Here is a 22,787-nt window from a genome sequence, read left to right as displayed (position 1 = left end):
TCAGGGGTAACGCAACGTCTCACGCAACATGCGCAGGATACCGCCCATCCAGAATCCTCTTCTTAAAAAGTGGATCCAGTCGCGTGGCTTGGGCCGTATGCCATAAAACTTGGAGAACACCCGTATCATCAGCAGTTGCTGAGCACGTGCGGAGTGGCTAGCGTGTTTGGTAGAGACGATACGAAAAGCTTCGCGGATTTTCTTCTCGGACTTGACCGAAATTCTGTCCACGCGCGGCGAGTCATCGTATAACTGGGTCGGGATATCGAGCAGATATGCCTGACCATATTTTTTTAATACCCGCATAAAAAACTCCAGATCCTGCCAGGCTGGCAAGCTCTCATCGAACAAGCCTGCCTCCATGAAGTGTTCCTTGGGCGCAAATATCTGGTTGCCGATATAGTTGAATTCGAGCAGGTCCTCGAAATTCACACTGCCACGCTTGCTGGATGTTCTGACAGTCTCGCCATTGGCAATAATCACATCCTGTGAATACAGGCAGGCCGGTTGCAGTTTCTGACTCACCAGCAAATCCCAATATTGCAGGAAAGCAGCCACACGAGTTTCAACGAAGGCATCATCGTCGTCCAGTCCAGTGATAAACCGACCGGTAGCCATTTTTATCGCCGCATTGCGGGCTTTGGGCGCCCCTTCTGCTTTGGGCTTATTAATGAACTTGAGTCGTGTATCACTCGCCGCTTTTTCAATCAGATACTGATCTGTGCCATCACTGGAGCCGTCATTGACCACAATCACTTCAATATCTTCATGGGTTTGCCGCAAGACAGACTCAACCGCTCGTTTTAACAATTCCAACCTGTTATGGGTAGGAATATAAATTGATACCCGCATACATATCCTGACAATTATTTGATAGACGATGAAGGCGCTCTGGTAAACAACACAGCATTATCGCCATGTGATCCACCTACCGGGAAGCACGTTTCGGACCATCCGGTAAACTCAAGCCGCTAAAATTTGGCCAGGACGCTTGCCTGATTGGATGGCATGGCAGCCACTAATTCACGCAAGAATTTTTCTTGCCGGGCAAACGCTACCGACGCCTGGGACTCATCTTCAATAATGGACGAAGCTCGCACCAGAATGCCGTCGGCGACATGGCCTGCCAGGCCATCACGCAAAATCTTCATGCGCATGTTGAGTGGCGTGACCGGGTACTCGTTGCCTATTCTTATCCAGTAACTCACCACTTCCAACCGGGCCGGTTGAGTGACCACCAGACGTACGATTTGCACCTGATGCTGGTCATTTATCGCCAAGGTTTGCACTTGGCGCGACTTGATGGCAAAGCCCTGAGCCTGATAACACACATCCGGGCGATGGATTTTGACATCCTGCGACTGTTCACGCGCATAGGCCAGTGCAAGCATGACCGGCTCGCCCTCCGCCGTGTTGTAACTGCGCATTAATACGCGGTCATATGGCTGATCAATATCCTTGTCATTGGTATCCACTAATCCAACCTGCAGATAAGGATTCGGCTGCTCTGTCCACTGCCCTATCTGCTTGGGCACCGAAACCTCAAAGTTTTCCGGCATGGCCTGGGTCTCGAGTTTGGGCGTGAACCAATACGCCAGCACGGCACTGGATGAAAATAGCAGCACAATAAAGATAGCAAGCCGTAATGACACTTTCGGAATCTGGATCATGACTTATCTCTTGAGATCAACCGACTGCGTTGAAGGGACTTTTTCGAACTTCCTGGAGAAGAATCGCAGCAGGCTGTCGGTCGCAATCACCAGCATAAGCGCTGTGATGAACAGGACAATGCCAGAGAACTCGTGCAAGAAGCCTTGCCCTGCTGCATCTCCCCAATGGTATGTAATCAGCGCCAGTACAATCACACGCGTCACATTCGCTATAAACGAAATGGGAATAATCAGCACGGCCAGCATGAAATTACGGAACGGCGATTCATGATGCGTCACATTCATATAGAGCAAACCCAGCACTTCCAGGGTAAACAAGGAATTCAGACCAGCACAGGCATCCGCCACCAGCAATTGATACTGGCCGATGGTTAGCATCACACCTGTGCGGGCGATGGGGTAATCCAAGGCATACAGGATGTGAGCAGTCGCAAATGAAACCGCGGTTTTCATGGGCAATGTCGCGGCATCCACCACAAATGCGGGCAATGGCACGACAAAACACAGGAAGAAAAAGGCAAACCACAGAAACTTCGCAACGCGTGTTCCCATGAAAATCAAGGTAATACCGAGCAAGACCGGAATGAGCGATCCCACCTCAAAAATCAGCAATGTCTGCGAACGCCCGAGAATAAATAGCAGCAAGCCCAAAACCAGTATGGGCCAGCCTAATTTTGGCGAGGGATCATACGTAATCCCATATTCAGGCAATTGCTTGAACTTGAAGTAAAAAAACCAGATGGAAACAAAAAATACAATGGGGCCATGTGCATGACGCTCAGTACCCCAAAGACCATGAAAAAGATCCCAGAACGTTGGGAAATAAAGAATTAACAGACCAATTGCGATAGCGACCCAGGCCCAAGGGATGGTGTCGAGGGAGGGCCAACGTATGGCATGTTTAATATGCTTTTCCATGACTATCGCTTTGTTTCAGATACCAGGGAATCGTCGATTGCAACCTCTCCCTCGAATGTTAATGACTAAAACTGGTTGGCAACTGCACCCACAATACGTACGCCCACCCCACTCAGATGCTCTTTCAGACTGGTCAACTCGTGCATTTTGGTTTCATTGACTCTTGAAATGGCCAGCGTGCCGCGGCAACGACTTGCTACAGACTGAGCGTCAGATGAATGCTCGGTCGAAGAAGTATCCACAATAATCACATCGTAATCCCCCATGACCTTGTTCATGAGGTCAGTAAAGGCAGGACGCGCCAATAACTCTTGCGGATTAGGGGGAATTGTCCCTGCGCCTAACACAGACAGGTTTTCAAATGCGCCAAGGTGGGTGATGACCTCAAGATCTGAACGTCCGATCAAAATGTCAGAAAGACCACGCTGTTCGCTGAGATTGAAATTGCGATGCTGCACGGGATCGCGCAAATTGCCATCGATCAACAAGGTTTTTTCACCCAATTGGGAGAATACGATGGCAAGGTTAGCGGCGATATAACTGCAACCATCCCCTGACTTTGCAGCCACAACAGCCAAGGCCTTATTACCTTCGCTGAACCAGCGAAGGATAAGTTGAGTACGCAGGGCTCTTAATGCTTCTACCTGCTTGGAGAATGGCTGGTAAGCCGCCACGAGATCAGGTGAAAAACCACCTTCATTGGGTTGCAGGTAAGGATACTCAAATTGTACAGACAGGGCTTGCCGAATGTCCGATTCATTAATGAACCCCAGCCTGAGGGCAGCTTCGCCAAAGCGGATGTTTTCTTGTTTCTGGAGCCGTAGCACACGCTCAGCCTCATCCGGTGTCAACTTGCCTAAGTCCAGCAGCACCTTGCCAATATTGGCGTCATTCTTTTCCGGCTTTAAACTGCTTACAGCGGCCGTTACACCATGCGTCATGTCCATACAATTCCTTATGCCGAAGGCAGATATTTTACGATGTTCTGAGGTAAGGCCTTGAGCCCGGTAGCAGGTTTAAGTCCATCAATCAATGCAAACACCGGAACATCCAGAATCGCTGAAATATCATCCTTGCTACGTACACGTCTATCCATAAATTCGGAAACAAATGCGAAACCAATACCTAACAACATACCAATGATGGCGCCAAGTGCCAGCTTCAATAGCGTTCTTGTTCCAGAAGGGAGTAACGGTGAAGTTGCGGTGTTCAGGATGGCAACATCACTTTGATTCGATTTTGACTCGATGCTGGTCTGGCTGAAACGCAACATGGCTCCTTCAATCGCCCGTTGTGCCATCTCAACATCTTTTTGCAAGACCAGCATCTCATCACGTGTTCTATTCATTTCAACCAGAACGGCTTTCTGCTTGTCGACCTGCGCCTGCAGTTCTGCCACACGTTGCTTTTGAATGCCTGCACCATTACCCACAGAGCCTGTCACGGTTTTGACTTCGGCATTCAGCTGGGATTTAATCTTGTTGATTTCTGCCTCAGCAGCCTGATACTGCGGGTGATTTTTATCCAGCCGCTGAGATAGTTCAGCAAGCTTGGATTCCGCTGTCGCCAGATTGATCTTTAGATTCTGGATGATAGGATTGCTGACCACATCAGGGGATTCCAGCGCATTTTTCCGGCTACCACCTGAACGCGAATCTGCTTCAATAGACTGTCCTTGTGCAGATACCAACTGCTCAGAAAGCCAATTGAGGCGTGATGCTTCCACATCCATTCTTTCATCCGAGCTGGTGTAACCATTTTCACGCTGATATTTGGAAAGTCTGGATTGTGCCTTGGAAAGGTTGTCCCGCAGCGCTTGAATCTGTGTACCAAAATACTCAGCCGCCTTTTGTGCAGGCTCAACTTTCATCTCGACATTGGTTTCCTGATAAGCGTTGGCAAAGGCATTGGCGACCAAGGCCACAAAGTCCGGGTCGGAGCCTTCAAACATGATTTCAATCACACTGCTGTCCCGGCCTGGCGTTACAGTGAGCTTCTTCAGGAGCAAGTCTGCCAACCAGAAACGCAGATCACCACGCCCTCCGGTATCCTCTTCAAATTTGGCTTTGACGTTTTCGTTTTCGGCCATGCGCAATTCGTCGACTACCTTGAGAGCAACGTGTTGGCTATTGATGATGTCAATCTGGGTGGGTACATAACCCAGCGCCATATTGCCTGGCACCACCGCGCCGGTCACCGGATCTGTGCCTTTGTAATTCAGCACAACGGATGCTGTTGCCTGATAAACCTTGCTTTGCAGCAAGCTGATTACCAGGACTGTAAATACCGTAAGGGCAAATGTAATCAATACAATACGGTAACGTGCCAGTAATATGAGTACGATTTGATTCAGATTCATCCGAGCTTCCTAAAACAGGCTTTCTTTAACGTAAAGTACGTCGCCAGACTGCACTAATTCATCTAACGCCGGTGCTGTCTTTTCGACGACGCCAGATGCATTTTTGCGATGTAATTTCAAACCACGCTGCGTACCACGAGGTGTTGGACCACCGCCCTCTGCCAGCGCTTGCATGATGGTCATATTGCGCTCAACACGATAAGAGCCTGGACGCTGTACTTCGCCATAAATGTAGAAGACGGGCGCACGGTGCACATAGATGGAATCACCGGCCAGTACATCAGGATTCATGTCAGAGTTTTCATCCATATATATCGCGGCAATATCAACCACCTTGTGGAACTTCTGACCGTCGCGAATACCTTCCAGAATGGCGGAATCCGATCCGCTTACACTCACACCGCCGGCCATGGCGAGGGCATCTGACAACTTCATCTTGGCCTCTTCAAGAGCATAGCGACCAGGACGATTCACTTGTCCAAGGATAGACACCTGATTGCCAGGTACGATGTAGATGACATCGCCTTTGGCCACGAGCAAGTCTGCCTCTTTTTTGTCCAGCAAGAAAAGTTCGGCCAGATCAACCTCACGACGGAAAGACTGCCCATCGCGCTGGCCAGTAATGATGGCCTTGCCGCTACCAGCAGCGGAGAGCACGCCACCTGCGGTCGCCAGTATTTCACTCAAATGAGTATCGAAGGTTTCAATCACAAAGCGACCAGGGCGATTAACCAGGCCCAACACGGCTACCTGATTGCCACGCACCTGAACCAGGACGATATTGACTTGCGGCTTTTGCACAAAACCACCTTGTACCAGACCTTGGGCAATCTTGCGCTCCGCTTGACCAATCCCTGCACCGCCAACATTCACGGTTCCCAGCAGAGGAAATGTGATTTCGCCTGACTCGGAAACCCGCGCTTCTGTCGTCAGATCAGGGTTCTGGAAAACCTGGATACGTACCACGTCACCTGCACCAAGTGCATACTCTTCTGCTGCCACTGCATTAAATGCCGTGACAAAAAGAAGCGTCCCTATGATATTCATGCACCATTTCATCATGATATTTCCCTGTTTGATTATGGTTTAGTTAAGTGATGATGAGCGCTGCTTAGTCCAGGCCCACTACCCCTTTTTCGATATGGCTGTTGTTTTTCTCTGCAGGCTTCGCTTCAGGCTTTGCTACCGCGGTATCGGCACTCTTGGCAAAAGCACCAACATATTCGATCTTGGATTTTTCCTTGAGTTTAGCCAACTCAGACTTGATCAATTTTTGGCCTTCCGAGTTCACAAGGAAGGTTTGGATCAAAGGCTTTGCCTGGTCATAAGGCATAGGGGACACAATCGCACCAATCAGCTTCACAATGTGCGGATTGCCATCCATGGGCACGATCAGGACAGCGCCATCTTTTTGATCCTTAAGCACCGCAAGGGCATCGGTCGGCACTTGCTCGGCTGGTCTGCTGTAGCTGGAAGCACCAAACTTGACATTCTGACTTTTGAGCCACTCAGCCACCTCTTGCAAGCCCTTGCTGCGTTCAACCAAGCCCTTCAACTCGTCAGGAATTGCAGTGCCTGGCGGGAGGGCAATATCTTGCAGGTTATAAACCTTACGGGCGGAAAAAAGCTCAGGATGCCCATCAAAATAGGCCTTCACCTGTTGCGGACTTGGTTTGATGCGCGAACTGACCATGTTAGTCAAATAGGCTCTGGTGATAATTTCGCGCTTGGCCGCTTCTATGGACGAAATGACCTCAGCACTGCGCTCGACCTTTTCTTCCAGCGCTTTATTTAAAACCACCTGCTGATCGACCAGACGATCAAGCAACTGTTTGCGTACCGCGTCGGCATTGTCAGCTGTCACGTTAGGCATGTTTTTCATGGCTTGGTTAAGTTGCAAGACCGATATTTCCTTGCCATCTACAATGGCAGCAACTTGTCCAGATGAAGATTTTTCTTCCGATTTGCCACAGGCGGCTAAAGCGACCACCATGGCGGCAAATACCGCTTTTTTCATAAAAGTCATTATTGCTCCATATTCACGATATGCGCGGCCATGCATTGGTCGGCTTATTTTTTAGAAGGTCAAGCCCGCATTTATCATCGCGCTATTTGAGACATAGTCATCGTTGATAAGGTTTGAATCTCTCACTTCGCGCTTCAACATCACTCCCAGACTCACGAAACGTCGTGGTTCCCAGGTTGCACTGATACTGGCTACTCTCGTACGGTCATGTCGATCCTCGGCAGGAGGCACAGGTGCAAAACCTTCAAATGCACGTTCACGTACAGTCAAGTCTCCTCTGACCAACACTTTCGAGGTGACAGACCATGTCGGCCGGATAGCGATCAAATTCTGACGCACATAGGTATACGAGATGGCTTGCGTTGGGAATAAATCGGTACTCGCAATGAAATTGATGCGGGTCTTGCCAGTCACATCCCAGCTATAGTTTACCGCCCCGATCCAGCCACTCACGTCACGCTGACTAAAATTGTCATTCTTGCGATCAAGATAAGTAGCGCTCATATTCAGCTTCGACTTGCCCGAAAGCACCCAATTGAATTTGAACTCCTGCCGCTTTTCCTCGTACCCCTGATCTGTAAAAAGGACCTCATTCAGGGTGGATTGACCATATTTACCATTGGCAGTACTGGATGCGTATTCCAGATTTGAACCTGAGGGCAGATCGTAACGAATGCCAGCGCGCGCCGAGGTTTGCTCAAAACTGAAATCGATATTGTTTTGTGTTGGCGAAGAGTTATCCGTTGTGACCGTCAAATCGGTTACACCACCCAATAAATGCCAGTTGCCCTGTGGGCTCCAATCAAAATCAAAGCGATTGCTTTTCACTGTCCGCGTATTGGTTGTGAGAGGGTTAATACTTGTTATATTGGCAAACGTATTTGGCAATTGTTGGCGGTCAAATACGATGTTCCCTTTAAGGTAAGGGGTCAAAGACCAGTTCCACTGGATATCGTAATTTGTCCCGTCAAAATTCAAGAAGTTATAGTTCTGGTAGCGATAGGAAGTCTGATTGACATCAAACTTGAATCGCTGAAGACTATACGGCTTATTGATGCTGACGCCATAGGTTGTTGCATTGATCATTTCCCAGCGCTGGCTTTTGCCAAACGTTGCGGTAGGATTCTCACTTCGGTCCAGTTTGAATAAGTTATCGTCATACGTTACCGCATGACTTAACGTGAAATTGACGACATCTTTATCATCCGCCGACGCGGTTCCCGCAATCGACATAAAAACGGCAAAATTCACCAACATCAAACACCGATTAAACGGCATTAACTTTTTGGATGCGTACAAAATTAACTCTCGCAGCGTGTTTAGACCAGACTAAAAAAAGCACCGTCAGGGTACCGGTTAGAGGTGTCGCGCAACCTCTCCGTCATAAGCTGCAATAGTTTTATCAGTATTTTGTTGCCCAGCTTGGGCATATTCACCAGCAGCTCTTGCATGCTACTGCGTGAAAATACCGCGAAATCGGTGGGATGTGTGGTAATACAGGTGGCAGATCTGGGATAGCCATCGATCAGGGACATTTCCCCGATGGTATCGCCAATGCCAAGTCGAGCCACCATATGGCGACCCTCTGCGGATGCATCATTTTTATACACGTCTACCCCCCCACTTAATATTAATAGCAGGTAGTCGCCACCAGTACCCTCGACTAATAACGAATAGTCTCTTGGCGCTGCATAGCACTGCATATAGGCACATAGATAGCGAACTTCATCTGCGCTGAAGTCATCAAGCAGCTTGATGCTGTTGATTATTTCCAGCACTTCATCTACGTACTTATCTGCCCCGCCTAAATGTATTAAATCAGAGTACATGGATAAACAAAAACTTTCAATGATTTGTGACGCTAACGTTAAGCAAGTTATGAACGTAGACAGCCTGTTGTTATGGTTGCCCATCGGCATAGCCACCAAAGGATTCGCTGAGGTATCAGCGCATGACAGTCCATAGTCACCATGGAAAGTGTGATCACGACCAGACATGAATGCCTTCCAGCCGGCAGAACTACGATCCAGCGCCATTATGTACCGCAGTGTATGGACTGTAGAGGGTGACAACAATAGTCCAAAAGAACTACCACTGATGTAGGCAAAAGTTTTATCATAGTGACAGCCGTCACATACAAGAATACGCTAGGATTCCACGCTTGATCCAAATATAAAATGGCCACCTACAAACACATGAGCAAATATCCTTTTCAGCATGTCCCACAATTTGAGTGGAGGACTTACTGCTGGACAGCACTGGCGCCTTTGCAGCTGGCCCAATAATTGCTCGCAAAGACAAGTGTTTACAACGTAAATGAATTTTTATATTTGAACGGCTATGTTTATTACCAAAGAACTAACCGATATTGAGAAGGCACAGCTTATTGACTTGATGCACGAGTCTTTGCGAATCCGCTCGCACTTCGAGTTCTTCCTTTGGATGCAAGGCAAGCTTCAGCAGTTTTTACCGCATGAAATCATGATCACCGCCTGGGGCGATTTCTCCATGGGCGTCATCTATTTCAATATTGTGTCGCCGCTCCCCGGAGTACGTACCGAGAAGATATCCAGTGGCGATCTGAATCCATTGCTCAAACGGCTATTCAATTACTGGCTTAGTCATACGAAAGCCCCGTTTACCTTATCGGCGGAGAATGGCGTATTTCAGGACTGCGATGTACTGCCAGCGGAAGTGAACAGCCATCTGAAAAACATGAAGTCAGCGCTGGTGCACGGTATCAAGGATTTCCGTGGGCGCCATGACTGCCTTTACATATTGCTGAATTCAACCCCCACCATGCCGAATACGTCACGGTACATGCTGGAGTCATTGCTACCTTATATTGATAGCGCGCTCAGGCAACTGGAGCATTTGCCTGTGCAGCACCCGGCAGATAAAGAAGCCAGTGAAGATCTGCACGAAGAAGAAAACGAAGCGCTGGAGCAGCTTTCTTCCCGTGAGATCGAAATCATGGAATGGGTGCGCAACGGCAAAACCAATCAGGAAATCGGCATGATCCTGGACATTAGTTCATTTACCGTCAAAAACCATTTGCAACGCATATTTAAAAAGCTTGATGTTCTGAATAGAGCGCAGGCCGTTTCCAAATTCAAGCAGACTCCACGGGCCTCATGAAACCAATATTAGCCGCCACCAAGCCGACTTCACGAAAAACCTTCGCTGGCATTACCTTTGCACGTGACAATATTCTGCACGGTGTTGAAGCCCTGCTTGATCCGCTTGTCGTCGTCATTTCACTGTGGATCGTGGCGTTTGTTTATGAAAACGATCTGCCACCTCACTACCTGATCATGTCGCTGATTCTGTTTTCGCTGATGTTCCCCAGCACCACCAAAATCAGCCAGCCTATCAGTTCAGTTATCCAAAACACGCTGCTGGCATGGTTTGTTCTGGCCGGGCTATTGATGGCGTTTGGATATGCTTCTGAATACATTTATATTTTCCCCAAAGCCTCGATTACCTTATGGCTCTGGCTGACGCCTACCCTGCTGATCGCTGCAACCCTCGGTTTACGCATGGCGGCACCGCTGCTCATCAAGATGCAAGGGCCTATGCGACGTGCGGTGATTGCGGGTATGAATGAACAGGGCCTGGCCCTGGCGGAACGCTTGCAGCGTAGCCACTACCATCCAACAGAGTTGCAAGGCTTCTTTGAGGATCGCAGTGTGGACCGACTCAATTCAGAATTGCATTACCCCATTCTTGGCCGCATCGACAGCATGGCGGAGTATGTGAAAGAACATCACATCAACACCATCTACCTTTCACTGCCCATGGCCAGCCAACCGCGCATCATGAAGTTGCTGGATGATTTGAAAGACACCACGGCGTCCATTTACTTTGTCCCGGATATTTTCATGACAGACCTGATACAAGGGCGTGTTGATCAGGTAGAAAACATCCCTGTGGTCAGCGTATGTGAAACCCCATTTACCGGCTTTGACGGTCTGTTGAAACGCTCAGCTGACATTGCTTTCTCGGTGCTGATCCTGATCCTTATCTCGCCCGTACTACTGGCGATCGCGATTGGCGTAAAGATGAGTTCACCAGGCCCAGTCATTTTCAAACAGCGCCGTTATGGGCTTGATGGCGAAGAGATTCTTGTCTACAAATTCCGCTCCATGACGGTATGTGAAGATGGCGCAAAAGTGACGCAAGCGACGAAAAATGACCAGCGCACCACCAAGTTTGGCGCCTTCCTGCGCCGCAACTCGCTGGATGAACTGCCGCAATTCATCAATGTGCTGCAAGGGCGTATGAGTGTCGTGGGCCCCCGCCCTCACGCCGTCTCGCACAACGAGATGTATCGCAAGCTGATCAAAGGCTACATGATCCGGCATAAGGTAAAACCTGGCATTACAGGCTGGGCGCAAGTGAATGGGCTGCGCGGGGAAACTGAAACCCTGGACAAAATGAAGGCACGCATCGACTATGACATCGATTATTTGCGTAACTGGACCCCAAAGCTGGATATGTACATCATTTATAAAACAGTCAGCGTTGTGTTTACCGGTGAGAAAAACGCTTACTAGATAGTCCGTGCATTCGTGCATATCAGATTGAGCGAGTTGGACGCCATTCTAGAACCAAGGGATATATCCTCAGCAGAGAAAAACCAGCGTCCCTCGTCGACTGCTTCAGCCGCCGGGATATCATGAACACCACGGAATTTTCGACATGAACTTCACTTCGGCCCATTTGTGCAATCGAGTGTTAAGCAAGTCCAGCAAGCTGATTCAACGGTCGTTCATCCCTGTGGGCATCCAGTCTGCTATTCATCGCGCCAGGATTGGCATCGTCCAGCATTACCTCACCCAACAATACGGCTCGCTCATCAACGAATACCAGCCTCTGGTGAAAAACCCCGCAGAATTAAACCTGCCTGCTGACAAGATCATCTGGGTATGCTGGCTACAGGGCCTGGACCAGGCTCCAGAGATAGTGAAAAAATGCATTGCCAACCTCCAGTTGTTTCACGGTGAGGACTGCACTATTCATCTGATAACGATGGAGAATTATAAAAACTTCGTGACGCTCCCAAGACATATTGAGGAGAAGTTCGAAAAGAAACTCATGAAGCCAGCGCATTTTTCCGATGTGCTACGGCTATGTTTATTGGCAAAACACGGTGGTGCGTGGATAGATTCCACCGTACTTATCCTGAAAAAATTGCCTGATGACGTTTTCAATGAACAATTTTTTACACTGAAAAGTCACTCCTACTCAACCATATCAAGTATTTCCCTGGGTAAGTGGACCACTTTTTTTCTCCAGGCCAGGCCGGGGTACGCCCCTGTTTTATTCTTGCGGGACCTCCTTGTTCAGTATTGGCAAGACCATGATAAAGAGTTGGATTATTTTCTTTTCGACCATGCCATCAGCATCGCCTATCAACACTTCCCAGAGTTTAAATACCAGGTAGAACACCTGGGTTATTTTGGCAATCATCGCCACCTATTAATGCCATTACTATTGTCCGAATATAGCGCAGAAGCCGCCAGCCCCATCAACGAAGATCCGGTGCAGATATATAAATTGACCTACAAGATCGACTCAACGCACACCGTTCCGCAGCATTCGTTTTATCAGCATTACATTAAGTAGCTCACTTTAATATCCGGAATATCCGCGACACCATTTTCAAATCACCCCGCAGAATTCAAGGCGAAAAAAAACCCCGCAAATGCGGGGTTTTTTTATTACTTAAGCAGCTGACAATTAAGCAGCAGCGTAAGCAGACTTGCGACGACGAGCAACGAAGCCCATCAGGCCAACACCAGCCAGCATCATTACGTATGTTTCAGCTTCTGGAACAGCCGATACGCTGATAGTGCCGCTGTAGCTACCCTTGCCCAGACCAGCAACACGGATGAAGTAATCGCCACCCAGGTCGTCAGCTTCCAGACCGCCAAAAGTGATCTTGGCAGTCAGATTGCCAACATCGCCAGTCACAACAGTGGTGTATACACCATCAATCAGCTTCACCAGATCAAATTTGGTGAAAGAGAAAGCCGATGTGGAAGTACCGGAAATGGAAGCAACGATAGAAGCTGGAGCCACTACGTTGAAAGACCACAAATCATCGAAATTGGATGAAGTGGTGTAGTTGATGGAATAGCCTTCTGGAGTTGCAGTTGATGCAAAAGTAGCAGCATTTGCGCTCATTGAAGACAGACCAGCGACACCAGCCAGAACCAAAGAAGCAAACAGTTTTTTGTAACCTAAAGTCATGATATTCCCCCGAATTAAAAAGTTGACAATCAATAATGCCTTCTCACTGGTGCCCATTAAATGCTGAATGGATCAAGCACTCAATAGTCCGAAAGAACTAACACCACCTAATGCATTGATTTACATTGATTTATTAACTTTTTTCAAGGGAAATTTACATCTCTTGACTTAACTTTACCTGTTAAACCGGCTTGCTACGCAGACTGTCCGTCAAATGTGGGGCAAGCGTTTGCAGCATTTGCGAAAATACTTTCGGGTTACCGGCGACAATATTGCCAGACTCAATCCAGCTCTCATTGCCTTCAAAGTCACCCACAATACCACCTGCCTCCTGAATCAGTAGCGCACCCGCGGCAATATCCCACTTGGAGAGGCCGATTTCCCAGAAACCATCAAAATACCCGGCAGCCACGTAAGCAAGATCCAGTGCAGCCGAACCGGGACGACGCAGACCAGAGGTTTTGCGCACCATATCCTTGAACATGCCCATATAGGTATCCAGATGACTAAAGTCACGGAATGGGAAGCCAGTACCAATGATGGACTCCTGCAACTTGGCGCGGTTGCTGACACGGATACGCTTGTCGTTGAGGAAAGCACCGCGGCCGCGGGTAGCGGTAAACAGGTCATTGCGGTTAGGATCGTAGACCACAGCCTGGGTCAGTTGACCTTGCTGCATCAGCGCAATTGAGATGGAATACTGTGGAAAGCCATGTAAAAAGTTGGTGGTGCCATCCAGCGGATCAATGATCCAGACATTCTCGGCATCAATATTGTCATTGCCGGTTTCTTCCCCAATAAAGCCATGAGTAGGGTATGCATCTTTCAGCACATCGAGAATGGCGGCCTCGGCAGCGTGGTCAACTTCGCTCACGAAGTCATTGTAGGTCTTGCTACGTACCTTGAGCGAGCCCACATCCTGAGATGCGCGGGTGATGATCCCGCCAGCGCGGCGAGCGGCTTTAACGGCATTGATAAGTATAGGATGCATAGTATTTAGATCGTTTCCAATGGGATGGCCTTGTGCAGAAACTACACAAATGCACTTTTTAAAGAACTGTTAAAATAGCATTTTAATGTGTAACTCCATGACTTCCAAACTTCATTTACTTTCCCGCTTTCGCGTCGTGCTTTGCCAACCCAGTCATCCGGGCAATATTGGCTCCACAGCACGCGCCATGAAAGTGATGGGCCTGCATGACCTTAAACTGGTCAATCCTGAAAAATTCCCCGACAACGAAGCCAATGCCCTGGCATGCGGTGCCGTCGATATCCTTGAAAACGCGCAGGTTTGCTCCACATTGGAAGAAGCACTGACGGGATGTACCCTGGCGATTGGCTTGAGCGCACGCAAACGCCAGCTCTCCCACCGCTTGGTCAGCGTGCGTGAAGCTGCGACCGAAGCCCGTGAGTTATTGCTGCAGTCCGCAGATGAGGATAGCAAGATCGCCCTGGTGTTTGGCACCGAAATGAGCGGGCTTTCTAACGCAGAGCTGGATCGCTGCCAGTTGCTGGCCATGATACCGACAGACCCCGGCTACTGGTCGCTCAATCTGGCCGCTGCCGTGCAGGTGATGTGCTACGAAGTCCGCATGGCGTTGCTGGACGAGCAGCAAGCACTACCCCATGCAGGCCTGAAAGCAACACCAGCCACCAATGACGAGGTGGAGATGTTTTATCGCCACCTGGAACAAACATTAACGGAGATTGGCTTTCTCAACCCGCACTCGCCCCGGCGCCTCATGCAGCGCCTGCGCCGGATGTATGCAAGAACAGCGCTGGAGAAAGAGGAAGTCAATATTTTGCGCGGGATACTGACCCTGACTCAGCACCCACGCCCCCCTGAGGAATAAAGCACCATGACGGACATACACCATGCTGGATAGATTTAAAGAAGACATCGCCGTTGTATTCGAGCGTGACCCGGCGGCACGCACGCGCTGGGAAATTCTCACCACCTACCCAGGCGTGCATGCGCTCATCATGCATCGCTTGTCACACTGGATCTGGAAGCAGCGGTTTTACTGGCTGGCCCGTTTCAGCTCGCATCTTGCCCGCTGGTTTACCGGCATCGAAATTCACCCGGGCGCGCAAATTGGCCGCCGCGTGTTCATTGATCACGGCATGGGCGTCGTCATTGGCGAAACCGCGGTCATCGGCGATGACTGCACCTTGTATCACGGCGTTACCCTCGGCGGCACCTCATGGAATAAAGGCAAGCGTCACCCCACACTGGAGCGTGGTGTCGTCATTGGCGCGGGCGCCAAAGTGCTGGGCCCCATCACCATAGGGGCAGAAGCCAAGATAGGCTCCAACGCCGTGGTGGTTAAAGATGTACCGCCGAATGCTACTGCCGTCGGCATTCCTGCCCGCATTCTGGATGACCAGGAAAAACACCGTCAGCGCGATGACATGGCCGCCAAAATCGGCTTCTCTGCCTATGCCGTCAGCGACAATATGAATGACCCCATGATCAAGGCCATCCACGCTTTGCTGGACCATGCCGCCAAGCAGGATCAGCAGCTGCAAGAGGTGATGCAACAGCTGGCAAAACTCGGCGCGGACGTAGAAACAGACGCCGAAGTGGGCAAGGCATTTGATGTGAACTATCTCAACAAAATAGTTGACTAAAGTGTTAGGGTATTATAAAGTTTAGGCCTGTTTAGAGAGTCCGCTCGCAGCCTGAGAAGGCACGCCACGACTGGCTTTCAGCGCCAATTACTCAACCAGAACACTCTAGGATTAATTCATGCGATTAACGACCAAAGGACGTTTTGCCGTCACCGCCATGCTCGACTTGGCGATGGCTGAAGAAAATCGCCCCGTCACCTTGGCGGGCATTAGTGAACGGCAAAATATTTCGCTCTCTTATCTCGAGCAACTTTTCAGCCGTCTACGTCGTAGCGGCTTGGTCACCAGCGTGCGTGGTCCAGGCGGTGGTTATCTGATTGCAAAAAAACCAGGTGAAATCTCCGTCGCCAACATCATTGCGGCAGCCGACGAGTTGATTGACGCTACCCAGTGCGGCGGCCATAAAAACTGCCGTGGCGAAAAGCCATGCATGACGCATGAACTGTGGTCAACCTTGAATGCCAAAATTCTGGACTACCTTTCTGCTGTGTCATTGGAAGACCTGGTGGCATCGCAATCGGATGAGCGCGCCATTACCATTTCGAGCCGAATTGATGGAAAAAAGAGCATCAAGTCCTCATCCGCAGTGGAAGTCATGACTGCTTGATACGAGCGCAGCATGCAAACCGCGACTTACTTTGATCATAACGGGACTACCCGCCTCGACAGCCGCGTGCTGGAGCGCATGCTGCCCTTTATGACCGAGCAGTCCGGCAATGCCACCAGCCGCCACAGCGCAGGCCGTACCGCCCGTCAGGCGATTGAACAGGCAAGAGAACAAGTAGCCGCTGCTGTCGGGGCATATCCCTCGCAAGTAGTATTTACCGGCAGTGGCACCGAGGCGGACAATCTGGCGATACATGGGATTGCCGCTGCGAATGGCGTGGAACAGGTGCTGATCAGCGCCATTGAGCATCCCGCCATCAGTCGACCAGCCCATGCCTTGCAATGGCAAGGCATCAAAACAGGTTTGATCGCCGCTGATAACAATGGCTTGATCCAGCCCTCAGCGCTTGAGACTGCCATCGCCGAGGCTGGCAAGCCGGTCGGACTGGTTTCGGTGATGCTGGCCAATAACGAAACTGGCGTGATACAGCCGATTAATGAGCTGGCAGAGATCGCGCGAAAGCATAAGGCCTGGATGCACACGGATGCCGTGCAGGCCCTGGGCAAAATCCCAGTCGACTTTGCCGAACTGAATGTGCATGCCATGACGCTTTCATCGCACAAGATTCACGGCCCGCAAGGCGCAGGGGCGCTGATTCTGGACAAACGTGTGGATATACGCCCCCTGATTTATGGTGGCGGACAAGAAAAAGGGCTGCGTAGTGGCAGTGAAAACCTGGCTGCCCTCGTCGGATTTGGTATGGCGGCCGAGTTGAGCGCCAGCGGGCTTGCCCCACGCCGTGAGCATATGGAAAAACTGCGGGCACGGCTCGAACAAGGCTTGACCGAACTGGGAGCCGTTATTTTTGGAGCGCATGCACCGCGCTTGCCGAACACCAGCTTCTTTGCCTTTGCAGGCATAGAAGGCGAAACCCTGGTCATGGCACTGGACCGCCAGGGATTCGCCGTTGCCAGTGGCTCCGCCTGCTCAAGCGACAGTACCGAGCCCAGCCACGTATTACTGGCCGTGGGTGTAAACCCGGATCTGGCGCGCGGCTCTGTGCGAGTTAGCCTAGGCTACACGAATACCATGCAGGAAGTAGACGCATTTTTGCTCACGCTCAAGGGTGAGCTACAACGTTTAAGAAAATTAACTGCGATTGCAGTGTGAGGAAGAAGATGACTGTACATACCCCGATTTACCTGGACTACTCGGCTACTACGCCGACTGACCCGCGCGTAGCGGAAAAGATGATTCCGTTCCTGACCGAGCATTTCGGCAATCCGGCATCGCGTAGCCATCCGTTTGGCTGGACCGCTGAAAAAGCTGTGGAAAATGCGCGTGAAGAAGTCGCCAAGCTGGTGAATGCTGATCCACGCGAGATCGTCTGGACCTCTGGCGCTACCGAGTCCAACAACCTGGCGATCAAGGGTGCCGCGAACTTCTACAGCGGTAAGGGCAAGCACATTGTCACCATTCAGACCGAGCACAAAGCCGTGCTGGATGCCGTGCGCGAACTGGAACGTGTCGGCTTTGAAGCCACCTATCTGGCACCTGAGCCAAATGGGCTGGTGGATATTGAAAAATTCCGCGCTGCGCTGCGCCCGGATACTGTGCTGGCCTCCGTCATGCTGGTCAACAACGAAATCGGCGTAATTCAGGATATTGAAGCGCTGGGCAATATCTGCCGCGAACAAGGCATTATTTTCCACGTGGATGCTGCACAAGCCACGGGCAAGGTACATATCGACCTTGAAAAGCTGCCGGTAGACCTGATGAGCTTCTCGGCTCACAAGACCTATGGCCCTAAAGGCATTGGTGCTCTGTATGTGCGCCGCAAACCACGCGTACGCCTGGAAGCCCAGATGCACGGTGGTGGTCACGAACGCGGCCTGCGTTCCGGCACCCTGGCTACCCACCAGATCGTGGGCATGGGCGAAGCCTTCCGCATCGCACGCGAAGAAATGGACCTGGAAAACGCCCGCATTCGCCGTCTGCGCGATCGCCTGCTGACCGGTCTGCAAGAAATTGATGAAGTATATGTCAATGGTGACATGAAGCAGCGCGTACCGCACAACCTCAACATCAGCTTCAATTTTGTTGAAGGCGAATCGCTGATTATGGCGGTCAAGGATATTGCGGTTTCCAGTGGTTCGGCTTGTACCTCTGCCAGCCTGGAGCCATCGTATGTACTGCGTGCCCTGGGCCGCTCGGATGAGCTGGCACATAGCTCGATTCGTTTCTCCATTGGCCGTTTTACGACCGAAGAAGAGGTCGACTACACGATCAACCTGATGAAAAGCAAGATTGGCAAGCTGCGCGAGCTTTCTCCATTATGGGAAATGCACCTTGAAGGCGTGGATTTAAGCAAGGTGGAATGGGCAGCCCATTAATACGTGAACGATGAAGCCTGAACGCAGGCTGCATTTTTCGCTGTGTGACTAAAAGGAGCAACAAAATGGCATATTCAGACAAAGTATTGGATCACTACGAGAATCCACGTAACGTGGGTACCCTGGACAAGAACGACCCTAGCGTGGGCACTGGCATGGTGGGTGCCCCGGCCTGTGGCGACGTGATGAAGCTGCAGATCAAGGTCAATGAGGCAGGTGTTATTGAAGACGCCAAGTTCAAGACCTACGGCTGCGGTTCTGCCATTGCTTCCAGCTCGCTGGTCACCGAATGGATCAAGGGCAAAACCCTGGATCAAGTCATGGAAATCAAGAACTCGGACATCGCCGAAGAACTGGCATTGCCCCCGGTCAAGATCCACTGCTCGGTACTGGCAGAAGACGCCATCCGTGCCGCAGTAGCCGACCTGAAGGCCAAGCAGGGCAATACCCAGGAAGCCGCATAAGGGACGTACCATGGCAATTACCCTGACTGAAACTGCGGCCAGCCGCGTACAGAAATTCTTGTCCAATCGCGGCAAGGGCATAGGCCTGCGCCTGGGCGTCAAGACCACCGGCTGTTCCGGCATGGCTTACACCCTGGAGTTCGTCGATGACCTCAACCCGGAAGACATGGCCTTTGAAAGCCACGGCGTGAAGGTGATTGTGGACCCGAAAAGCCTGGTCTACATCGACGGCACCGAGCTGGACTTCACCAAGGAAGGCCTGAACGAAGGCTTTAAATTCAACAACCCAAACGTCAAGGACGAATGTGGTTGCGGGGAGAGCTTTACCATTTGATGCCTAAGGCTCCCATCAGGGAGCCTTAGCATACATTATCGCCTGCTCCAGCCCTCTTTCCATCATGCAAGATTCCAGCACAAACCACTTTGCCCTGTTCGGCTTGCCTGCCGCCTTTGCCATTGATACCGCCCTGCTTGATCAGCGCTACCGCCAGCTACAAAGCGAAGTGCATCCTGACAAGTTTGCCGCGGCAAGCAGCACCGAGAAGCTGCGCTCCATGCAATGGGCAACTTCGGCCAATGAAGCTTACCGCACGCTCAAGAATCCCACAGCGCGCGCCAGGTATTTGCTGGAATTGCAAGGTGTACACACCGATGAAGAGAGCAATACCGCCATGCCGACCGACTTTCTGATGCAACAGATGGAATGGCGCGAGGCAATTGAAGAAGCACGCGACGCAAAAGACCTGGATGCGCTGGATAACCTGTTAAATGACATCCAGGCGGCCGCCAAATCATTACAGCAAGACCTGGAGCAGCAACTGGCCGCAGAATCAGCCGAACTGACGGCCGCCGCCGGCTCCGTTCGCAAGCTCAGCTTTGTCGATAAACTGCGTGAAGATATCCTGCAGAGCATGGAAAAACTGGAAGCGTAAAACACGCTACATACAAATCAGGAACTCATCACCTTATGGCCTTATTACAAATTGCAGAACCGGGCATGAGCGCAGCCCCTCACCAGCACCGGCTGGCAGTGGGCATAGACCTCGGCACCACCAACTCACTTGTCGCCACCGTACGCAGCGGCATGAGTACCGTCCTGCATGATGAAAAAGGCCATGCGCTGCTGCCATCCGTGGTGCGCTATCTGGCCGATGGCGCCATTGAAGTGGGTTATGCCGCCCAGGCGCAGCAGAGCCGTGATCCGCAAAACACTATCGTTTCCGTCAAGCGCTTCATGGGGCGTGGCTTGAACGACCTCGCGGATCAGGCGCATATCCCTTACCGCTTTATTGACGCCCCCGGCATGGTGCAGATTGAAACTCGCGCCGGCATCAAAAGCCCGGTGGAAGTCTCCGCCGAAATCCTCAAAGCCTTGCGCCTGCGCGCCGAAAAAGCCTTGGGTGGCGAACTCACCGGCGCCGTCATTACCGTGCCAGCCTATTTCGATGATGCCCAGCGCCAGGCCACCAAGGATGCCGCGCGACTCGCTGGCATCAATGTGCTGCGTCTTCTGAATGAACCGACCGCTGCCGCTGTCGCTTATGGGCTGGATAACGGCTCCGAAGGGGTTTACATCATTTATGACCTGGGCGGCGGCACGTTTGATGTCTCCATCCTGCGCCTGTCCAAAGGCGTGTTCGAGGTGCTGTCCACCAATGGCGATTCTGCACTGGGCGGTGACGATTTTGACCGCCGCATTTTCTGCTGGATACTCGAGCAGGCCAAGCTGCCGCCGCTCAATGCCGAAGACACGCGCCTTTTGCTAACCAAGGCGCGCGAAGTCAAAGAATGGCTGACCGAACATCACGAAGTGCACATCACCAGCGTGCTGAGCAATGGCGATGTCATTAACCTGCATCTCACCGCCGAGGAATTTGTTGAGCTGACGTCCCACCTTGTAGCCAAAACACTGAATCCCACGCGCAAAGCCATGCGCGATGCTGGTTTGACGCTGGAAGACATCAAGGGTGTGGTCATGGTGGGCGGCGCCACGCGCATGCCGCACATACGCCAGGCGGTCGCCGAATACTTCGGTCAGGAGCCGCTGACCAATCTGGATCCCGATAAAGTCGTCGCCCTCGGTGCCGCCATTCAGGCCAATGTGCTGGCAGGGAATCGCAGTGACGATGACCTCTTGCTGCTGGATGTGATTCCCCTGTCGCTCGGGCTCGAAACCATGGGCGGCCTGGTGGAAAAAGTTATTCCGCGTAACTCCACCCTCCCCGTCGCCCGTGCGCAGGATTTCACCACCTTCAAGGATGGTCAGACCGCGATGAGCATCCACGTGGTGCAAGGCGAGCGCGAGCTGGTGAGCGACTGTCGTTCCCTGGCCCGCTTTGAACTGCGCGGCATTCCGCCCATGGCGGCAGGTGCTGCCCGTATTCGCGTCACCTTTCAGGTAGATGCCGACGGCCTGCTCTCCGTTACTGCCCGCGAACAAACCAGCGGCATTGAATCGCACATTGTGGTCAAACCCTCGTATGGTTTGAGCGAAGACACCATCACCGGCATGCTGCAATCCTCGTTCGCCGCTGCCGAAAGCGATAAACAGGCCCGTGCCCTGCGCGAAGCCCAGGTGGATGCCCAACGCCTGCTTGAAGCCATTACGGCCGCTCTGCAGCAGGATGGGGATACGCTATTAAGCCCGGAAGAGCGCGCCGCCATCGAGCAGGAAATGCAGGCCTTGCAAACATTGATTTCGCAAAACGACAGCCATGCCATCACCCGGGCCGTCGATGCCTTGAATCATACCACCGAAACCTTTGCCGCCCGCCGCATGGACGCGTCGGTCAAGCAAGCGTTTGCCGGGCAAAACCTTAACTCACTGGAAATCTGATATGCCGCAAATCATCGTACTACCCCATCAGGAACTGTGCCCGGATGGCGCCGCCTTTGACGCCAAGCCAGGCATGTCGGTATGCGACAATCTGCTGGAGCAGGACATTGATATCGAACACGCTTGCGACAAGGTGTGCGCATGCACTACTTGCCACGTGATCGTGCGGGAGGGCTACAAATCGCTCAATGCCCCCGAGGAAAAAGAAGAAGACCTGCTGGATAAAGCCTGGGGCCTGGAACCCAATTCCCGTCTTTCCTGCCAGGCCATTGTCGGTAAAGAAGACCTGGTCGTCGAAATCCCCAAGTACTCCATCAATATGGCCAAAGAAGGCCACCGCTAGACGCAATACCGCCCCTTATGTGCTGGCACATCAGGGGGACTTTCTTTCGCGGTAGCCATATCCATCCAGTGCCTTATCCTTAGCCTGGATAATCATCTTCGACAACGTTTGCAAAAATACGCGTCTATCCTCGTCATCTTCAACAATACCCCCCCCTTCACCTCTTACTGTGACGTGTGGTAAGGGCATCTAGAAAGCCATGCCTACTGGCCGTGATAGGATGAAAACTTAGCCACCTTTTTGCCATATAGCTAGACCTGCAGAAGATAATAAAGCGCTTGATCC

At 51.4% G+C, this 22,787-nt stretch carries 24 protein-coding genes; 13 read left to right on the top strand and 11 right to left on the bottom strand.

Features of this window, described 5'->3' with window-relative positions:
- The 9 genes from FNL37_RS05110 to FNL37_RS05070 all read right to left on the bottom strand — a co-directional run bounded on the left by FNL37_RS05110 (window position 1) and on the right by FNL37_RS05070 (window position 8,970).
- On the bottom strand, window positions 1-852 hold the full coding sequence (locus FNL37_RS05110; RefSeq protein ID WP_244948208.1) for a glycosyltransferase: 852 nt from the start codon (window positions 850-852) through the stop codon (window positions 1-3).
- Window positions 853-971: 119 nt separating this feature from the next.
- Window positions 972-1,670, bottom strand: coding sequence for an exosortase-associated protein EpsI, B-type (gene epsI / locus FNL37_RS05105; protein ID WP_159355356.1), 699 nt, complete (start codon window positions 1,668-1,670; stop codon window positions 972-974).
- Window positions 1,671-1,673: 3 nt separating this feature from the next.
- The gene (gene xrtB / locus FNL37_RS05100) at window positions 1,674-2,588 is read right to left on the bottom strand and encodes an exosortase B (RefSeq protein WP_159355355.1); all 915 of its coding nucleotides are present in this window, start codon (window positions 2,586-2,588) and stop codon (window positions 1,674-1,676) included.
- 65 nt (window positions 2,589-2,653) lie between these two features.
- A complete protein-coding gene (epsG, locus tag FNL37_RS05095; RefSeq protein ID WP_244948207.1) occupies window positions 2,654-3,529 on the bottom strand; it encodes a chain length determinant protein tyrosine kinase EpsG in 876 nt (291 codons plus the stop codon).
- Window positions 3,530-3,543: 14 nt separating this feature from the next.
- Complete coding sequence (gene epsF / locus FNL37_RS05090; RefSeq protein WP_159355353.1) at window positions 3,544-4,947, bottom strand: chain length determinant protein EpsF; 1,404 nt, start codon at window positions 4,945-4,947, stop codon at window positions 3,544-3,546.
- Between the two features lie 9 nt (window positions 4,948-4,956).
- The gene (locus FNL37_RS05085; RefSeq protein WP_244948206.1) at window positions 4,957-5,994 is read right to left on the bottom strand and encodes an SLBB domain-containing protein; all 1,038 of its coding nucleotides are present in this window, start codon (window positions 5,992-5,994) and stop codon (window positions 4,957-4,959) included.
- Window positions 5,995-6,058: 64 nt separating this feature from the next.
- A complete protein-coding gene (locus tag FNL37_RS05080) occupies window positions 6,059-6,973 on the bottom strand; it encodes an EpsD family peptidyl-prolyl cis-trans isomerase (RefSeq protein ID WP_159355351.1) in 915 nt (304 codons plus the stop codon).
- A gap of 51 nt (window positions 6,974-7,024) precedes the next feature.
- The gene (gene epsL, locus FNL37_RS05075) at window positions 7,025-8,230 is read right to left on the bottom strand and encodes an XrtB/PEP-CTERM-associated polysaccharide biosynthesis outer membrane protein EpsL (RefSeq protein WP_159355350.1); all 1,206 of its coding nucleotides are present in this window, start codon (window positions 8,228-8,230) and stop codon (window positions 7,025-7,027) included.
- 62 nt (window positions 8,231-8,292) lie between these two features.
- Window positions 8,293-8,970: a Crp/Fnr family transcriptional regulator gene (locus FNL37_RS05070; protein WP_244948205.1), complete on the bottom strand. Its 678-nt coding sequence runs from the start codon at window positions 8,968-8,970 to the stop codon at window positions 8,293-8,295.
- Between the two features lie 343 nt (window positions 8,971-9,313).
- Here FNL37_RS05070 and epsA point away from each other — a divergent pair, with 343 nt between their 5' ends.
- The 3 genes from epsA (at window position 9,314) to FNL37_RS05055 (ending at window position 12,601) form a co-directional block, all read left to right on the top strand.
- Window positions 9,314-10,111 (top strand): XrtB/PEP-CTERM-associated transcriptional regulator EpsA, encoded by a 798-nt coding sequence (gene epsA, locus FNL37_RS05065; RefSeq protein WP_013442618.1) that lies wholly within the window; start codon window positions 9,314-9,316, stop codon window positions 10,109-10,111.
- Window positions 10,108-11,529, top strand: a complete 1,422-nt coding sequence (locus FNL37_RS05060; protein WP_013442619.1) for an undecaprenyl-phosphate glucose phosphotransferase — start codon at window positions 10,108-10,110, stop codon at window positions 11,527-11,529. The genes epsA and FNL37_RS05060 overlap by 4 nt, the downstream gene beginning before the upstream one ends.
- A 145-nt stretch (window positions 11,530-11,674) precedes the next feature.
- On the top strand, window positions 11,675-12,601 hold the full coding sequence (locus FNL37_RS05055) for a capsular polysaccharide synthesis protein (protein ID WP_159355349.1): 927 nt from the start codon (window positions 11,675-11,677) through the stop codon (window positions 12,599-12,601).
- A 114-nt stretch (window positions 12,602-12,715) separates the two neighbouring features.
- On the opposite strand, the gene FNL37_RS05050 is transcribed toward FNL37_RS05055, so the two are convergent.
- Both FNL37_RS05050 and FNL37_RS05045 read right to left on the bottom strand, forming a co-directional pair.
- A complete protein-coding gene (locus tag FNL37_RS05050; protein WP_159355348.1) occupies window positions 12,716-13,285 on the bottom strand; it encodes an FxDxF family PEP-CTERM protein in 570 nt (189 codons plus the stop codon).
- Between the two features lie 124 nt (window positions 13,286-13,409).
- A complete protein-coding gene (locus FNL37_RS05045) occupies window positions 13,410-14,219 on the bottom strand; it encodes an inositol monophosphatase family protein (RefSeq protein WP_013442621.1) in 810 nt (269 codons plus the stop codon).
- 97 nt (window positions 14,220-14,316) lie between these two features.
- Between FNL37_RS05045 and FNL37_RS05040 the strand changes: the two genes are divergently transcribed.
- The 10 genes from FNL37_RS05040 (at window position 14,317) to fdx (ending at window position 22,502) form a co-directional block, all read left to right on the top strand.
- Window positions 14,317-15,081, top strand: coding sequence for an RNA methyltransferase (locus FNL37_RS05040; protein ID WP_041370103.1), 765 nt, complete (start codon window positions 14,317-14,319; stop codon window positions 15,079-15,081).
- A gap of 22 nt (window positions 15,082-15,103) precedes the next feature.
- On the top strand, window positions 15,104-15,859 hold the full coding sequence (cysE, locus tag FNL37_RS05035; RefSeq protein ID WP_013442623.1) for a serine O-acetyltransferase: 756 nt from the start codon (window positions 15,104-15,106) through the stop codon (window positions 15,857-15,859).
- 118 nt (window positions 15,860-15,977) lie between these two features.
- Entirely contained in the window at window positions 15,978-16,466 is a 489-nt protein-coding gene (locus FNL37_RS05030; protein ID WP_015830470.1) for an Rrf2 family transcriptional regulator, read from the top strand.
- A 12-nt stretch (window positions 16,467-16,478) separates the two neighbouring features.
- Window positions 16,479-17,636 carry a cysteine desulfurase family protein gene (locus FNL37_RS05025; RefSeq protein ID WP_159355347.1) on the top strand — a complete coding sequence of 386 codons (1,158 nt, stop codon included), beginning with the start codon at window positions 16,479-16,481 and terminating at the stop codon, window positions 17,634-17,636.
- 8 nt (window positions 17,637-17,644) lie between these two features.
- Complete coding sequence (locus tag FNL37_RS05020) at window positions 17,645-18,859, top strand: IscS subfamily cysteine desulfurase (protein ID WP_013442626.1); 1,215 nt, start codon at window positions 17,645-17,647, stop codon at window positions 18,857-18,859.
- A gap of 65 nt (window positions 18,860-18,924) precedes the next feature.
- Entirely contained in the window at window positions 18,925-19,323 is a 399-nt protein-coding gene (iscU, locus tag FNL37_RS05015; protein WP_013442627.1) for a Fe-S cluster assembly scaffold IscU, read from the top strand.
- Between the two features lie 10 nt (window positions 19,324-19,333).
- Window positions 19,334-19,657, top strand: coding sequence for an iron-sulfur cluster assembly protein IscA (iscA, locus tag FNL37_RS05010; RefSeq protein WP_013442628.1), 324 nt, complete (start codon window positions 19,334-19,336; stop codon window positions 19,655-19,657).
- A gap of 64 nt (window positions 19,658-19,721) precedes the next feature.
- Window positions 19,722-20,255, top strand: coding sequence for a Fe-S protein assembly co-chaperone HscB (hscB, locus tag FNL37_RS05005; protein ID WP_159355346.1), 534 nt, complete (start codon window positions 19,722-19,724; stop codon window positions 20,253-20,255).
- 35 nt (window positions 20,256-20,290) lie between these two features.
- Complete coding sequence (hscA, locus tag FNL37_RS05000; RefSeq protein WP_159355345.1) at window positions 20,291-22,159, top strand: Fe-S protein assembly chaperone HscA; 1,869 nt, start codon at window positions 20,291-20,293, stop codon at window positions 22,157-22,159.
- Between the two features lies 1 nt (window position 22,160).
- Window positions 22,161-22,502: an ISC system 2Fe-2S type ferredoxin gene (fdx, locus tag FNL37_RS04995; protein WP_159355344.1), complete on the top strand. Its 342-nt coding sequence runs from the start codon at window positions 22,161-22,163 to the stop codon at window positions 22,500-22,502.
- Window positions 22,503-22,787 lie beyond the last annotated feature (285 nt).

The organism is Methylovorus glucosotrophus, from assembly GCF_009858335.1.
GTDB lineage: Bacteria > Pseudomonadota > Gammaproteobacteria > Burkholderiales > Methylophilaceae > Methylovorus > Methylovorus glucosotrophus.
The sequence above is the reverse complement of the archived record's forward strand: the minus strand, read 5'-3'. Positions and strand labels throughout refer to the sequence as shown.

Bases quoted from the DNA above. Each gene is read 5' to 3' on its own strand.
- FNL37_RS05110 (WP_244948208.1), bottom strand. From the start codon at position 852: ATGCGGGTATCAATTTATATTCCTACCCATAACAGGTTGGAATTGTTA.
- epsI (WP_159355356.1), bottom strand. From the start codon at position 1,670: ATGATCCAGATTCCGAAAGTGTCATTACGGCTTGCTATCTTTATTGTG.
- xrtB (WP_159355355.1), bottom strand. From the start codon at position 2,588: ATGGAAAAGCATATTAAACATGCCATACGTTGGCCCTCCCTCGACACC.
- epsG (WP_244948207.1), bottom strand. From the start codon at position 3,529: ATGACGCATGGTGTAACGGCCGCTGTAAGCAGTTTAAAGCCGGAAAAG.
- epsF (WP_159355353.1), bottom strand. From the start codon at position 4,947: ATGAATCTGAATCAAATCGTACTCATATTACTGGCACGTTACCGTATT.
- FNL37_RS05085 (WP_244948206.1), bottom strand. From the start codon at position 5,994: ATGAATATCATAGGGACGCTTCTTTTTGTCACGGCATTTAATGCAGTG.
- FNL37_RS05080 (WP_159355351.1), bottom strand. From the start codon at position 6,973: ATGACTTTTATGAAAAAAGCGGTATTTGCCGCCATGGTGGTCGCTTTA.
- epsL (WP_159355350.1), bottom strand. From the start codon at position 8,230: ATGTTGGTGAATTTTGCCGTTTTTATGTCGATTGCGGGAACCGCGTCG.
- FNL37_RS05070 (WP_244948205.1), bottom strand. From the start codon at position 8,970: ATGTCTGGTCGTGATCACACTTTCCATGGTGACTATGGACTGTCATGC.
- epsA (WP_013442618.1), top strand. From the start codon at position 9,314: ATGTTTATTACCAAAGAACTAACCGATATTGAGAAGGCACAGCTTATT.
- FNL37_RS05060 (WP_013442619.1), top strand. From the start codon at position 10,108: ATGAAACCAATATTAGCCGCCACCAAGCCGACTTCACGAAAAACCTTC.
- FNL37_RS05055 (WP_159355349.1), top strand. From the start codon at position 11,675: ATGAACTTCACTTCGGCCCATTTGTGCAATCGAGTGTTAAGCAAGTCC.
- FNL37_RS05050 (WP_159355348.1), bottom strand. From the start codon at position 13,285: ATGGGCACCAGTGAGAAGGCATTATTGATTGTCAACTTTTTAATTCGG.
- FNL37_RS05045 (WP_013442621.1), bottom strand. From the start codon at position 14,219: ATGCATCCTATACTTATCAATGCCGTTAAAGCCGCTCGCCGCGCTGGC.
- FNL37_RS05040 (WP_041370103.1), top strand. From the start codon at position 14,317: ATGACTTCCAAACTTCATTTACTTTCCCGCTTTCGCGTCGTGCTTTGC.
- cysE (WP_013442623.1), top strand. From the start codon at position 15,104: ATGCTGGATAGATTTAAAGAAGACATCGCCGTTGTATTCGAGCGTGAC.
- FNL37_RS05030 (WP_015830470.1), top strand. From the start codon at position 15,978: ATGCGATTAACGACCAAAGGACGTTTTGCCGTCACCGCCATGCTCGAC.
- FNL37_RS05025 (WP_159355347.1), top strand. From the start codon at position 16,479: ATGCAAACCGCGACTTACTTTGATCATAACGGGACTACCCGCCTCGAC.
- FNL37_RS05020 (WP_013442626.1), top strand. From the start codon at position 17,645: ATGACTGTACATACCCCGATTTACCTGGACTACTCGGCTACTACGCCG.
- iscU (WP_013442627.1), top strand. From the start codon at position 18,925: ATGGCATATTCAGACAAAGTATTGGATCACTACGAGAATCCACGTAAC.
- iscA (WP_013442628.1), top strand. From the start codon at position 19,334: ATGGCAATTACCCTGACTGAAACTGCGGCCAGCCGCGTACAGAAATTC.
- hscB (WP_159355346.1), top strand. From the start codon at position 19,722: ATGCAAGATTCCAGCACAAACCACTTTGCCCTGTTCGGCTTGCCTGCC.
- hscA (WP_159355345.1), top strand. From the start codon at position 20,291: ATGGCCTTATTACAAATTGCAGAACCGGGCATGAGCGCAGCCCCTCAC.
- fdx (WP_159355344.1), top strand. From the start codon at position 22,161: ATGCCGCAAATCATCGTACTACCCCATCAGGAACTGTGCCCGGATGGC.